At 34.7% G+C, this 13,659-nt stretch carries 14 protein-coding genes and 1 other annotated feature; of the genes, 13 read left to right on the forward strand and 1 reads right to left on the reverse strand.

Annotated features, from left to right (window positions below):
- Positions 1 to 184: 184 nt before the first annotated feature.
- Both ACQKNX_RS05255 and ACQKNX_RS05260 read left to right on the forward strand, forming a co-directional pair.
- Positions 185 to 559 (forward strand): DoxX family protein, encoded by a 375-nt coding sequence (locus ACQKNX_RS05255; RefSeq protein ID WP_427427905.1) that lies wholly within the window; start codon positions 185 to 187, stop codon positions 557 to 559.
- A 324-nt stretch (positions 560 to 883) separates the two neighbouring features.
- Positions 884 to 2,128 carry an MFS transporter gene (locus tag ACQKNX_RS05260; RefSeq protein ID WP_427427906.1) on the forward strand — a complete coding sequence of 415 codons (1,245 nt, stop codon included), beginning with the start codon at positions 884 to 886 and terminating at the stop codon, positions 2,126 to 2,128.
- 63 nt (positions 2,129 to 2,191) lie between these two features.
- Here the strand turns inward: ACQKNX_RS05260 and ACQKNX_RS05265 are convergent, their stop codons facing one another.
- Positions 2,192 to 2,776, reverse strand: coding sequence for a DJ-1/PfpI family protein (locus tag ACQKNX_RS05265; protein ID WP_427427907.1), 585 nt, complete (start codon positions 2,774 to 2,776; stop codon positions 2,192 to 2,194).
- A 140-nt stretch (positions 2,777 to 2,916) separates the two neighbouring features.
- Here ACQKNX_RS05265 and ACQKNX_RS05270 point away from each other — a divergent pair, with 140 nt between their 5' ends.
- The 11 genes from ACQKNX_RS05270 to ACQKNX_RS05320 all read left to right on the forward strand — a co-directional run bounded on the left by ACQKNX_RS05270 (position 2,917) and on the right by ACQKNX_RS05320 (position 13,634).
- Positions 2,917 to 3,357 (forward strand): Lrp/AsnC family transcriptional regulator, encoded by a 441-nt coding sequence (locus tag ACQKNX_RS05270; RefSeq protein WP_427427908.1) that lies wholly within the window; start codon positions 2,917 to 2,919, stop codon positions 3,355 to 3,357.
- A gap of 68 nt (positions 3,358 to 3,425) precedes the next feature.
- Positions 3,426 to 3,941 carry a sigma-70 family RNA polymerase sigma factor gene (locus tag ACQKNX_RS05275; RefSeq protein WP_427427909.1) on the forward strand — a complete coding sequence of 172 codons (516 nt, stop codon included), beginning with the start codon at positions 3,426 to 3,428 and terminating at the stop codon, positions 3,939 to 3,941.
- Positions 3,934 to 4,896, forward strand: coding sequence for a DUF3221 domain-containing protein (locus ACQKNX_RS05280; RefSeq protein WP_427427910.1), 963 nt, complete (start codon positions 3,934 to 3,936; stop codon positions 4,894 to 4,896). Before ACQKNX_RS05275 ends, ACQKNX_RS05280 begins: the two co-directional genes overlap by 8 nt.
- A gap of 189 nt (positions 4,897 to 5,085) precedes the next feature.
- Positions 5,086 to 5,733 (forward strand): hypothetical protein, encoded by a 648-nt coding sequence (locus ACQKNX_RS05285; RefSeq protein ID WP_427427911.1) that lies wholly within the window; start codon positions 5,086 to 5,088, stop codon positions 5,731 to 5,733.
- Between the two features lie 213 nt (positions 5,734 to 5,946).
- On the forward strand, positions 5,947 to 6,351 hold the full coding sequence (locus ACQKNX_RS05290; RefSeq protein ID WP_427427912.1) for a hypothetical protein: 405 nt from the start codon (positions 5,947 to 5,949) through the stop codon (positions 6,349 to 6,351).
- A 62-nt stretch (positions 6,352 to 6,413) separates the two neighbouring features.
- On the forward strand, positions 6,414 to 6,914 hold the full coding sequence (locus tag ACQKNX_RS05295) for a GNAT family N-acetyltransferase (RefSeq protein WP_427427913.1): 501 nt from the start codon (positions 6,414 to 6,416) through the stop codon (positions 6,912 to 6,914).
- Positions 6,915 to 6,966: 52 nt separating this feature from the next.
- Positions 6,967 to 7,815 (forward strand): DUF2785 domain-containing protein, encoded by an 849-nt coding sequence (locus tag ACQKNX_RS05300; RefSeq protein ID WP_427427914.1) that lies wholly within the window; start codon positions 6,967 to 6,969, stop codon positions 7,813 to 7,815.
- A gap of 36 nt (positions 7,816 to 7,851) precedes the next feature.
- Positions 7,852 to 8,090, forward strand: a binding site (T-box leader).
- A 55-nt stretch (positions 8,091 to 8,145) separates the two neighbouring features.
- Positions 8,146 to 11,238, forward strand: coding sequence for an isoleucine--tRNA ligase (gene ileS, locus ACQKNX_RS05305; protein ID WP_427427915.1), 3,093 nt, complete (start codon positions 8,146 to 8,148; stop codon positions 11,236 to 11,238).
- Positions 11,239 to 11,635: 397 nt separating this feature from the next.
- Complete coding sequence (locus tag ACQKNX_RS05310) at positions 11,636 to 11,833, forward strand: ATP-binding cassette domain-containing protein (protein WP_427428266.1); 198 nt, start codon at positions 11,636 to 11,638, stop codon at positions 11,831 to 11,833.
- 256 nt (positions 11,834 to 12,089) lie between these two features.
- Positions 12,090 to 12,275 carry an FDLD family class I lanthipeptide gene (locus tag ACQKNX_RS05315; RefSeq protein ID WP_427427916.1) on the forward strand — a complete coding sequence of 62 codons (186 nt, stop codon included), beginning with the start codon at positions 12,090 to 12,092 and terminating at the stop codon, positions 12,273 to 12,275.
- A gap of 66 nt (positions 12,276 to 12,341) precedes the next feature.
- Positions 12,342 to 13,634 carry a lantibiotic dehydratase gene (locus ACQKNX_RS05320; protein ID WP_427427917.1) on the forward strand — a complete coding sequence of 431 codons (1,293 nt, stop codon included), beginning with the start codon at positions 12,342 to 12,344 and terminating at the stop codon, positions 13,632 to 13,634.
- Positions 13,635 to 13,659: the final 25 nt, after the last annotated feature.

The following is a 13,659-nucleotide window of genomic DNA, read 5'->3' on the forward strand; positions in this document are numbered from 1 at the left end:
GGAAGAGGTTTCTACCTTATAAGTGAACATTATGAAATGGCTACAACATTTAAAGGAGTGAAATGATAATCGAGTTGTCCAAAATTATTAGAAACTAATGCAATGAAGATGATCATTCTCCGATTGGATCAGTGTTTCTAACAAAGCAAAATAATATTAAATTGAGGGAAAAGGGAGTTTGAACATGAATATTGTATCGATTATTTTTCAGACCTTCTTGATGCTTATGTTTTTTATGGCAAGTTTCGGGAAGTTGAGGGGTGCTAAAACACCTATTGAAGAATTTAATAAATTGAGATTACCACAATGGTTTCGAGTAATCACAGGTGTCATCGAACTCATTTCAGCAGTAGCTCTAATTATCGGTTATTGGGCTGCTAGTTGGCTTGCAGTAGGAGCGCTTCTAATTGCATGTACAGCAATCTGCGGCGTTTTAGCACAGGTACGCATTAAAGATTCATTTAAAAATATGCTAATGATTATAGTAATAGGTGTAATGGCAATTTTCTTATTTATAAACAACATTTCTGCACTTTTAAATTTTCCTGGTTTTAAATAATAAGCAATAGAAATGAAACGGTTCTGGTTCTTGATTTTTTAAAGGAATCATTAAATTAAGAACAGGTAGTAGAAAATTAAATATGAAAGATAATACTAAATGCAGTCCGTCCAAAGTTAAATCGGTCTGCATTTTTTTGGTTGCCATTTTAGGGGGATTTTTTTCGAGATTGATATTATTAGAATAGGTTTTTTTAAAACAATAAGAATTATATAGCGTTTGTCTTCCATTTCTTTTTCTTGTTTTTTGTTGACTAAGAAACAAAATGGTGTTATTATTTTGTTTCCTAGGAAATAAAATAATAACGTTCAAGGAGAAATTTACATGTCAAACTTTAAATCACACAATGAAATAAGTACAGAACAAACCATAGATAAACACGCATTAATATTCGGCCTTATCTCGGTGTTTCTTTGCGGAATAGGCTTCAGTATTATAATACCTATCGTTCCATTTTTAGTGCAGCCATATACGAGTAGTCAAGGAGAACAAGCAGTAATTGTGACATTGCTGACCTCTGTATATGCAGTTTGCGTATTTTTCACAGCCCCTGCACTTGGCGCTTTAAGTGACAAATATGGTCGCCGTCCATTGCTTCTATTATGCCTTTTAGGTTCTGCAATCGGCTACTTCGTTTTTGGCATAGGTGGTGCTCTATGGGTACTATTTGTTGGGCGTATAATAGAAGGGGTTACAGGAGGAAGTATAAGTACAATCTTCGCATATTTTGCAGACATCATTCCTCCAGAGCAGAGAACCAAATACTTTGGATGGGTTAGTGCCGTTGTAGGTGTTGGTACGATCATTGGTCCAACGTTGGGGGGATTACTTGCCAAGTTTGATTATTCTGCACCGATGTACTTTGGCGCAATTATAACTTTATTGAATGTTGTTTACGGTTTCTTTTTTATGCCTGAAAGCTTGAACAAGAAAAATAGATTAAAAGAGATTACCTTTTCTAGATTAAATCCATTTATCCAGCTTGCAAATGTACTTTCTATAAAAAACTTAAATAGACTACTTGTCTCAGCATTTTTACTTTGGATACCGAACGGATCGTTACAAGCAATTTTTTCACAATTTACAATGGATACTTTCAGTTGGAAGCCTGCGCTAATCGGGCTTATGTTTTCAATTATGGGCTTGCAAGACATCATTTCACAAGGCTTCATAATGCCAAAGCTTTTGAAAAGATTTAGTGATCAACAGATTGCAATTGTAGGAATGTTATCGGAGATTTTAGGCTACAGTCTCATTGCAGCATCGGCTTTATTTACCTTTTATCCTCTTTTAATCGCTGGAATGTTTCTATTTGGATTTGGCGATTCGATTTTTGGACCTTCTTTCAATGGAATGCTCTCGAAGTCAGTCGATTCGAGTGAGCAAGGCAGAATTCAAGGAGCTAGCCAATCAATTCAAGCTTTAGCAAGAATAATTGGACCAATCATTGGAGGTCAAATCTATGTATTACTTGGCCACACAGCTCCTGCTTTTATGGGGATGATTCTTATTACAGCAGCAATAGTCGTTTTGCATAAGAGCAAGCGTGAAAAACTATCGATGGGGTAAGCCTAATAAACAAAAGTAAGCTTCTTAAAAAAGGGCTTCAGAGCGCTCTGAAACCCTTTTGTGTTATTTAAATCCCATTAAATCTTTTACTCTCACTGTATTTTCAGATGTTGTTAGCATTTCAAGCAAACCAAAGGCAACATCGAAAGCAGTGCCTGGGTTCGATGATGTAATAATGTGTTCTGTGTGTACAATTCGTTCGTTGACAATATTTACTCCATAAGAACGGAGCTGCTCTAATCGTTTACTTGTTGGATGATTGTAGGTTGTCGCCTTTTTATTTTGTAATATGCCACAATGTCCTAAAGCAAGAGAAGCTACACATATAGTCGCAATTGGTTTTTTAAAATCGTTAAAGTGACGAATAACTTGCTGAAATTCTTCACTAAAAGCATCCTCATAAAAACCCGCTTCCTCAAAGCCTCCAGGAATCGCAAGCGCATCAAAATCCTCTAGTGCAATCTCATGTAGCAATTTTTCTGGTGTGACCTGAAAATTCCATGTACATTGTAGCTGTTTATGTAAGCCCACTGTAACAACTTCCGTTGTGCCATCACCTTCCCATTTATTCCAGCCTAGTACATCTGTAAAGACACTTGCTTCCACAGCCTCAAAACCATTTGCTAAAAGTAATAATATTTTTTTCATGTTGTGTAGCCTCCTTTATAGCTTTAATTGTAATAAATGAAGTGATTTTACTACATACGCTATATAATGTAATTATGAGTGTTTTCCTAATATTCAAAGGAATTATTAGAAAATTAATTTATTAAAAAAGGTGGATTCTAATGGATAAGATTGATACGGAAATTTTGCGCCAATTACAGTTAAATGCAAAAATTTCAATGAAAGAGTTAGCGACAATTGTTCATTTGTCATCTCCAGCTGTCATTGAACGTGTTAAAAAGCTAGAAGAGCAAGGGAGTATCGAAGGTTATACAACGAAAGTGAACTTAAAGAAAATGGATCGATCTATTCAGGCTATTATTTTGTTTAAGTCAATCGATTGTAAAAGTCTTTCGAATTTTTGTAATGCCCATCCAGATGTCCTTGAGTGCTATCGGGTAGCTGGCGAAATTAGCTATATTGTCAAACTTGCAACATACTCAGTTGAAACGTTAGAACAGTTTATTGATGACGCGATGCCTTACGGTACACCTTCTACAAATATTGTGCTCTCATCATATGTAAAACCAATGATTCTTCCTTTTTTCGATAAAAAACAATAAAAATTTCCAGAAAATAAAACCTTTAGATCCTGAGCACCGTTTATAGGGTAGAGAAGGGAGGCGAGACGTTGCTAGTAAGGGAACTGGAAGAAATAATGGAACAGCACACAGAACGACTTATTCGTCTTGCTTATTATTATGTAAGAGATCTACAAAGTGCCGAAGATATCGTACAGGATGTTTTTATAAAGTTTTATAATAACCAGCAAAAGTACGATGAACGTGGCGAGTTAAAGGCTTATTTATCGACACTTGTCATTAACAGGAGTAAAGATTATTTAAGGAGTTGGACATATCGGAAAATTCAGGTGCAACAAAAGATTTTTACTCAACAAACAATCAAGAGAAGAGATATGCTTGTTCAGCAAGATGAAAAATCATTAATTGAAAATGCTATCCTAACTCTACCATTAAAGCAACGTGAGGTTATCATCCATTTTTATTTTGAAGAAATGTCTGTGCTGGAGATAGCGAAGCTGTTAAATATTCCTGAAAGTACTATTAAAACGAGGCTACGACGTGGGCGAGAGTTACTAAAACCGATACTACAACAGGTTGAATGGGAGGTGCTTTTGCATGAGTAAAGTCGATATTCGAGAAGTAAGGGATTTAACAGAAAGTAAAAAGCGTGTTATGGATAAAGTTGTTCAGCATATAGAACAGCACCACGAAAAAAAATCTTCAAAGAGATGGCAATATGGTGTGCTAACCATGATTTTGAGCATATGTTTAGGAGTTTTTATACTTAATCAATACAAAGAACATCAACAACTAGCCACATTAATTCCACAAGTTTTAGATGAAAGAATTATTGAAATACAGCTACAAAAAGATTCTTACATGAATGGGAAAAAACGTCTCTATCGAGCAAGTTTTGATAATTTTTTATATCTTGAATCGAACTTTGCATATGCAAAATCTAAGAAGATAGTGCCTTCACAAGAGCAAGTAAATCAAGAACTCGAATTAATTATGGATGTATTTGGTAATGATACAATGCCTACACTAGATGAACGGCTACAAAAACTGCAAATGACAGAAGAAGAGTTTATTGCAGAATATGCCAAGGCGATTGCTTATAAATCCGCCACAGTGAATCTATTAATGGAAGTAAGCCGTGCCGATTATAAAGATACTAGTGATCAAATTCGGGTGTGGCTTGTCGAACAAGAAGCCATGGACTTTTTAGACCAGTATTATCATAAAGACATTGCCTCCTTACGAGAGAAATATAAAATTCCTGATAAGCAAAGTACTATGACACCAGTAAGAAGTGGAAGAGTCTTAGCAATAAAGGAACATGAATTTTTAGTAATTTCAGGTGTCGATATTAGTGATGTAGGTCAATTATCCGTTGAAGAGCTTGTGCAAAAACATAAAAATGGAACATGGTTCCCTTTAGTTGATGTCCCCCCAACGCTAACAGTTGGCGATAAGGTAGAAGTGCAATATAGTAAAGCGATTGGGAATGATGGTTCTAAACCTTTCATAGATTATAAAGATATCTTAGGGATAAAAATAGTAGAGGAGTATCGATAAGAAATTAGCTATAGCTCGATTCCTTTCGACTCCTATACTTACTGGGTGTTGGTCAATGTGATTATTTTCGAGCCTGTTTGATTGCAGGCTCATTTTACTTTTGTACAAAAGTCACTAACTAACCTTTTCTTTATCATTGATTTCGGGTACAATAATTCCAATATTTACTAAAATAAAGGAGGTGATGAGTTGTTATTTGCCGTATTGGATAATGCGACTGCTTTTTTCCTCAGTATCCCACTCCTATTGATTTATATAAAAAGTATGTCACAAGTAGAAACAGCTTGGCATTGGTCGATGCCATTATGGTTGTTGAATTACAATGCTATTCGATATTTCGTTTCAGATGGCGAGGTTTTTTGGGTTGTCCTATATTGGCAGTTACTATTTATATGGCCAATAAGTATAGCAATATATATCCATTTATATAATAAAGAAAAAAAGTGGGCGTTTTACATAGGATTAATGAAAAAGCATGTTCTTATTGTGCTAACACTAATCGTTATATTTGGTAGTTCATTAGTCTATTCACTTTATCAGACAAATCTACAGGTGATTAACTTCCACAAACAGGTAATGCAAGAAATTGAGGATACTCCAGATCGACATCATTATTTAATATTGAATACAATTACACCTACTACACTCCTTCAGGTAGTAGATGACATATCTATTGTTCGCCACGGACAGCTCTCCGCTTCGACCTTTCCATGGAGCAGCAAAGTTATTGTGTACACTGATAATTGGAAAAAGGAATTTACATATGTTCGATTTAATGATGGTTGGAAGTTAGATGGGCTATATCAAGAAAGTAGTATTAAGTATACCAATGATTAACGGATGAAATTCACAATCGGTCAAAACGTCAATGTCACCTATAGTTTACAAACACAAATAAATCAATACGATTTTGTTGCGAATTTGGATGAAATCGAAATTTCAGAGTAGCAACGCAAAAAAACAGCTTACAAGTATAAGCTGTTTTTTCTTTTGGATTAAGGTGCAATTATTGTAATTATCTGTATAATAATGACTAGAGGAGCTTTATCATTGATTGATTATTTCGAACGGACATTACGGTTAACAGATTTGGAAGTCTGGACAATACGTATACAACGAGTCCATTACAGCTTGGTTATCGTGGATGAAAGAAGAAAGGTTGCTGTGGAAGAATTGGATATAGCTGATTTTATCATTTATGAAGACGAGCAACGAACTAATTATGTATCCGTTAGCATTTATTCAGAAAGCGATGTCCAAGACGGGCATATTGAGCCATTAGCGGATTTGGCAAAGCAATTAACAGAGCATTTAGCACTTGCGCATTGTGATGTAATAACAAAATTTTATACCGAGCAACCAGAAATCGCTATTGATCGTTTGCTAATTGAGAAGTATGGCTATAAATTAGCGGACATTTCATTGGAAAAATTATGGCATTTAAATCAAGATTGATTATGATATTTCATTCTATGTGTGAGGTATTTTTGCTTGAATGTCTAAGAAGAGGTGGAAAAATGATTGAATTTCGAAAGATAACTGGGGAAAACATTGAAGAAGTAATAGCACTTGAAGTGGCAGAAAATCAGAAAGATTTTCTAGAAACAACTAATTTGAGAAGCTTTGCTGACGCTCATATGTTAAATGCCGATGGGATACCTGCAAATCCTATTGCCATTTATGCCGATGGGATTGCGGTCGGATTTTTAATGTATATTTATGATACGTTAGATCATGAATCATTTGAAAAGGAAGTTTTTTACGGAAAGAAGAGCTATTTTGTTTGGCATATAATGATTGAAAAGAGTTATCAGGGCAAAGGATATGGCAAACTTGCCTTTGAAAAAATGTTAATGGAAATGGAAAAGATGCCAGATGGGGAAGCAGAATATGTATCCCTCTTTTACCATATAGGGAATGTCGCAGCGAAAACATTATACGCTTCATTTGGTTTTATTGAAACAGGTATCATGCAGGATCATTCGATGTTGGCGGTGAAAAATCTGCAAGGCACATAAAAAAAGTCATTGTTATGACCTATAATAAACACAAAAAAAGGGGAAACTACATATGATATTACAGGGCCAATTATTAAGTGAAATGGAGTTAAAGCAGGAACTACAAGCATTCCTAAATGACAGTAATGCCTGGCAACAAGCAGATCAACAAATACTCATTCAGTCTATGGTTGCACATATTGGTTCGGTAGATAGCGAACTGCGAGACGGTTTAATCTACGGTTCCTTCTATACAATGATTTTAGAAAGAAATTTATTAGATCATGCCATATTAAGCGACACGTTGGACTACTGTTTAACTGTTTTATTATGTGAAGGCATTGGAGAAGATAATTCAGATTCAGTTTTTACTAGAACGTTTACTTTGTTACTAATCGCACTAATATTAGCAAAAGATAATGAAGCTGATTTTATAGAAGTGCACAAAATCGAGGAACTGACAAATAGGTTCAGCACTTATTTATTGGCTGAAAAAGATGTAAGAGGCTATATACCTGTAAAAGGGTGGGCTCATAGTGTGGCACATGCGTCAGACGCTGTAGATGAATTAGTGAAAAGCCCGAAATTCAAGAAAGCTTCTTTTATGGATATTTTACGTCCTTTATGGAACATGATGTTGCAAACAGATTATGCCTTTATTCATGATGAGGATGAAAGGCTATTAGTACCTATTTTCACAATGCTGGAACAAGGTTTGCAGCAGCAAGAAGTTATCGCATTATTAAATGAAACGATGGCAACGTTGGCTGCTCAAAAGGAACAGCTTGATGTCCAACACTATCGTATAGTACGATTTAACTGGAAAACATTTTTAAAAAGTTTTTATATTAAAACAGCTGAAAGTCCTCAATATGCGGCACTTCATCAAAGCGTCGTAGATTGTCTGAATATTGACAAGTAAATGGCAGTTTGTTACGATGAGTGACAATAAAAGCATACAAATTCGTTGATGAGAAAGAGTAGTGTTTCATTTTGTTCTACAGAGAGCCGACATTTTGGTGGAAGTCGGTGTGCAAATGTTTCATGAAGATCCTCTCTGAGAAGATTAGCTGAAATGAGTAAGCTAATTCGGGTGTCTACCGTTAAAAAGAACACGTATGATTGTACGTTGCTGAGTGCTATTGAGCGGTTTTCAATAGAATTAGGGTGGTATTCGCGGTTAACCCCGTCCCTTACTTGGGACGGGGTTTTTTGTATGCCTTTTATACACTACTGTATAGGAGGAAATTATATGGAAGTCAAGAAGAACAACGAGACAACTGTAGAGAGAGAAGAAAGAGTTCGTAAAATATGGGAGGAAGAGAGAACGTTTCAAGCTTCCGTTAAAAATCGTTCTGCCAGTAAGCCCTTTGTATTTTACGAAGGACCACCAACAGCAAATGGTTTACCACACGTCGGTCACGCTTTTGGCAGAACGATAAAAGATGTCGTGGCGCGTTATAAAACAATGCAAGGTTTCTACGTTGAACGAAAAGCTGGTTGGGATACACATGGGTTACCTGTAGAATTAGGTGTGGAGAAAAAATTAGGGATATCCGGTAAACAAGAAATTGAAAACTATGGTGTAGAACAATTTATTAAGGAATGTAAAGGTAGCGTTTTTACGTACGAAAAGAAATGGCGTACGTTTACCGAACAATTAGGCTATTGGATTGACTTGGATGATCCTTATCTAACGTTAAGTAATGAGTATATAGAATCTGTATGGCATATTTTAAGTCATGTGCATCATGAAAGGCTTTTATATAAAGGGCATCGTGTGTCCCCTTATTGCCCAAGTTGCCAAACGTCTTTAAGCTCTCATGAAGTAGCACAAGGCTATAAGGATGTAAAAGATTTATCGGTAACAGCGATGTTTAAACGAAAAGATAAAGACGAATATTTTCTTGGTTGGACGACGACGCCATGGACATTGCCTGCCAATGTAGCGTTGGCCATGAATCCACATATCACATACGTAAGGGTAAAACATGACAATACCATTTATATCCTTGCTAAAACACTTGTTGATAAAGTATTTTCTGCACCTGTTGAAGTGTTAAGTGAGCATGTAGGTCAAGACTTTGCCGGTGTTGCCTATCAACCGCCATTTTCATATGTAACAGTTGAAAAAGGGCATGTTGTCGTATTAGCAGACTATGTAACGGATCAAAGTGGAACGGGCATTGTGCATACTGCTCCGGCATATGGCGAAGATGACTATAAAACTGTGCAACAACACCAGCTTTCTTTTATCAATGTGGTGGATGTCAAAGGCTGTTATACAGAAGAAGTGCCGGAGCTTACGGGTAAGTTCGTCAAAGACTGCGATGTCGATATCATCAAAATGCTTGCGGAAAAAGGGCTGCTGTTTGCTAAAGAAAAATATGAACATAGCTATCCTTATTGCTGGCGCTGTGATTCACCACTACTTTACTATGCAACAGATAGCTGGTTTATCAAAATGTCGGCATTAAAAGATCAAATCCTACAAAATAATGAACAAGTAACATGGTATCCTGACCATATTAAACACGGACGTTTTGGCAATTTCTTAGAAAACATCGTAGACTGGAACATTAGCAGAAATCGCTACTGGGGTACACCGTTAAATATATGGATTTGTGAGACATGTGGTCATGAAGAAGCGCCAAATAGTATTGCTGTGCTAAATAAACTAGCAAAAGAAGCATTGGACGAAAACATGGAACTGCACAAACCATATATCGATGACGTAATTTGTAGTTGTCCCTCATGTCAAGGGGATATGCAACGTACACCTGAAGTGATTGATGTATGGTTCGATAGTGGCTCAATGCCGTTCGCTCAGCATCATTATCCTTTTGATAATGTTGATGCATTTTCCAATCAGTTTCCTGCAGATGTTGTCATAGAAGGCATCGACCAGACACGCGGCTTTTTCTACAGTTTATTAGCAGTATCCACATTATTTACAGGGAAAGCGCCATACAAAAATGTCTTGTCCTTAGGCCATGTATTAGATGAGCACGGACAAAAAATGTCGAAAAGTAAAGGCAATGCATTAGAGCCAGTTGAATTAATTCAACAGTATGGTGCAGATGCTTTACGATGGGCATTTTTAGTGGATAGTTCACCTTGGAATTCGAAGCGGTTTTCTAAGAAAATTGTGATGGAGGCAAAGTCCAAACTCGTTGATACATTCGATAATACATTTAAATTTTATCAGTTGTATGCGGATATAGATGGCTTTCAATACGATGCTAAAAAAACTGGTAAACGGACGAAATTAGATAATTGGATAAAATCCCGGTTACACCATACAATTCAGCTTGTGACAAAATATATGGATGATTTTCAAATGACACAAGCTACAAGGGAAATTGGCAAACTTGTTGAAGAGCTAAGCAATTGGTATATACGTCGTTCGCGGTCACGTTTTTGGGCAAACGGGCTATCAGACGATAAACGTGGTGCCTTCAGTACATTGTACGAAGTGCTGACAAACGTAAGTAAACTGCTTGCGCCATTTACGCCTTTTCTTGCAGAAGATGTATACAGGAGTTTATGTGGTGAAAGTGTCCATTTACAAGACTATCTGAAGTACGATGCAAAAATACTAGACCAACAACTTGAACTACAGATGGCCAATGTTCTTGCAGTAGTTGAACTTGGTCGAAGTATTCGTAATAGTGAAGGACTTAAAGTGAAGCAGCCATTAAAGGAAATGGTGATGTCAGTAGTTGGAGAAGTGGAAGATTATGCTCAGTATAATGATATTATTCGAGATGAATTAAATGTGAAGGAATGTAAGTGGACACAGGACTTTACTGCTTATGAAACCATTCACTACAAACTAAACTACAAAACAGCTGGTGCAGCATTTGGACCACAGGTGCACAAAGTAAAGGATTATGTCATGCAATTAAGTGAAGCTGAGAAAAATACACTACAGTTAAAAGGTGCGATTGAATTAGACATAGATAATCAAAAACGTACTTTGTTAAAAACACATGTGGTAAAAGAGTCGCTTGTGAAGGAGCATTATGTATTGGCAGAAGAGAATGGATGTCGTGTCTTACTGAATACCCAACTAACGAATGACTTACTTCAGGAAGGGCAAATAAGAGAGCTAATACGTACGATCCAAGATACACGAAAAAAATGGCAATTACCTGTTGAACAATATATTTCGATTTCAATCTCTGCAGATGCTGAAACGAAGAGAATCATCCAACACTATACTGCTTTATTAAAAGCTAATGTATTGTTAAATGACATTTTGTTCGGGGAAGTGCAATCAGGAGAAAATTTCATTCAGGCGAAATTGTTTGATAAGGAAATCGAGATTACTTTTAATTTCTAATATATAGTTTTGGAAAAGTCGATTATAAGAAGCGCTAAAACCTTTTAATCGGCTTTTCTTATTATTTTTATTTGAAATAATAACGCATAAAATTGCCCCTATTAGAAAGAAGATTAAACCTTGAGAAAAACCTAAGACTATAAAGATATTCCACCGATAAATAGCCTTGCCACTTTAGGATTTTAATAATTAATCGTTTCCAAGATGTCTCCTCCTACAAATAATATCATTTTAGTTCACAAAATATTCAAAAAATAGATACTTTCCATATTGCAAAAGGCATTTTATACTAATTGTAAAAATAATATTCATTTTCAAAGAGGGTGAGTAGAATGTCTTTCAAATTAATAAAAGTAGAAAATATAAGTAAGGAATATAAAGAGAATGTTATTCTAACATCAGCTTTAAAATAAATGCCAGCGAAATTTGTGCTGTTATTGGTAAAAATGGGGCAGGGAAATCAACTTTGTTTAAAATAATGACGGGACAAATAACAGCAACTAAAGGGCAATTATTATATAGCTATTCAGAAAAAAGGCATCCTAGTATAGGTGCTTTGATTGAACGGCCTGCTTTTAGATTACTTTTCGTGTAGTTCTTCACTTTTGTATTCCAATTAATTTGTTAGAAGCTTTTATTTGGATGTAGAGTTATAGGAAAGAGCTAGTCCTTTCTTATAAATCCAAATTTTGCATTGCGCGTCCAGTTTAATATATCGATTCACTCAGCGTTGTTCAAACAGCTCTTCCAATTTTGAATGAGGCTTGATTAAAGCCGATATTATAGTGAGGCGAAACGTTAATTACACGTCAACCATTACGAGAAATAAATATTAAATGGAGGAATATGATATGGAAAAAATCTTAAACTTTAATGAAAATGATTTTAATTTAGATTTCGAAGTGGACAATAGCTCTATGGAAATGGATGGAGATCTTAATACTGTGACTCCCATCAGAACAATTGTAACTAGAGTGACTTGTAAAGCTTCTTGTACTTGTAATTGCACAAGTGCTTGTACAATTTTCTGTGGGTAATAAAATTATTATTTAATATAATTCAAACTATCTTCTTAATACTAGCAAAACAGAGAGTGTGAGCTTATGAAACAGGGAAAGCCATATATATTAAAAAACTTTATGTTTCGATTCCCAAGCTTAGGCCTAGATGCAATTGAAATGATTTATTTATTTGATAAAGAAAATGTTGAGAAAAAAGAACGAATTAATAAAATGCTTAGAAATAAAAAATTTAAAACTGCCATTAGAACAGCTAGTCCGCAATTATATAAAGCATGCATTAATTTAAATAAGAAAGAAGCAAAAGACATAAAAAGTATATACTTTTCTTTATTAAAATATTATATAAGAATGTTCTCTCGCCCTACTCCTTTTAGTACCTTTTCTAATGTCGGTATGGGTGTATTTAAAAAAGACGGTAATTATTCTATAACATTAGATACAAGTAAACAAAAGTATAAAATTAGAATTAGTCACGAGTGGATTTATAAATTTATTTCAAAGATTGAAAATGATCGAGAAATCTTAAAAAACTTGGTTCTTAAAAGTAATAAGTTATTGATAGAAATATCAGACAAATATTATCTGAGTTATTTTACAGATGGTGCTAATAAAGAAAATCACTCAGTAGAAGAAGTTTCTCTTAAAAAAAGTAATTTACTTAATTTCGTACTCAGCAATTTTGAAGAAGAGAATAAGGTTAGTGACTTCTTAAAAATTTTAAATGAGGCAACTAATAATGAGATTTCAGAATCTAAGGTACTTGATTATATTCTAGAGCTAATAAAAAAGGATTTTTTGATATCTGAGTTAAAATTTTCGAATTCAATAGATGACCCTATATATTATTTACATGAAAAGCTAGTAAAATTAGAAAATGGGAATCATTTTTATTCTGATATTTTAAACAGAATAATGACTAGGATTAATTCACTGAATAATTTGAATTTTAACTACAGAAATTTAAATTCAATAGAAAATTACATGAAAAAAATTGAAGAAGCTACTGAATATATACATATAGATTCTTATTATCCTCAAGAAGTTGTGTTAAATAATTCTCTGAAAAACGATTTGGAAAAACTTAGTAAAACTATCATTAAATTATCCAGCATAACCGATTCAAACAGAGACTACATGGACTACTATCAAAGGAAATTCATTGATTATTATGGAGTATATAATGCCGTATCGGTAAAAGATTTGTTAGAGGATAAAACTGAGCTAGGTCCTCCTCCTACATATACAAATCCTGTAGGTTTGTTAGAATACGACTATTGCAAACAAAAAATAGAAGATAATAATTTATTTTTAAAACAGATTTTATATGAATCTTTATTAAGAGGAGAACGAATTAGATATAACAGAATATCTTAATAATACCCCTCCGGATATTAAAGAT

The organism is Lysinibacillus sp. NPDC093712, assembly GCF_050280025.1.
Taxonomy (GTDB): domain Bacteria; phylum Bacillota; class Bacilli; order Bacillales_A; family Planococcaceae; genus Lysinibacillus.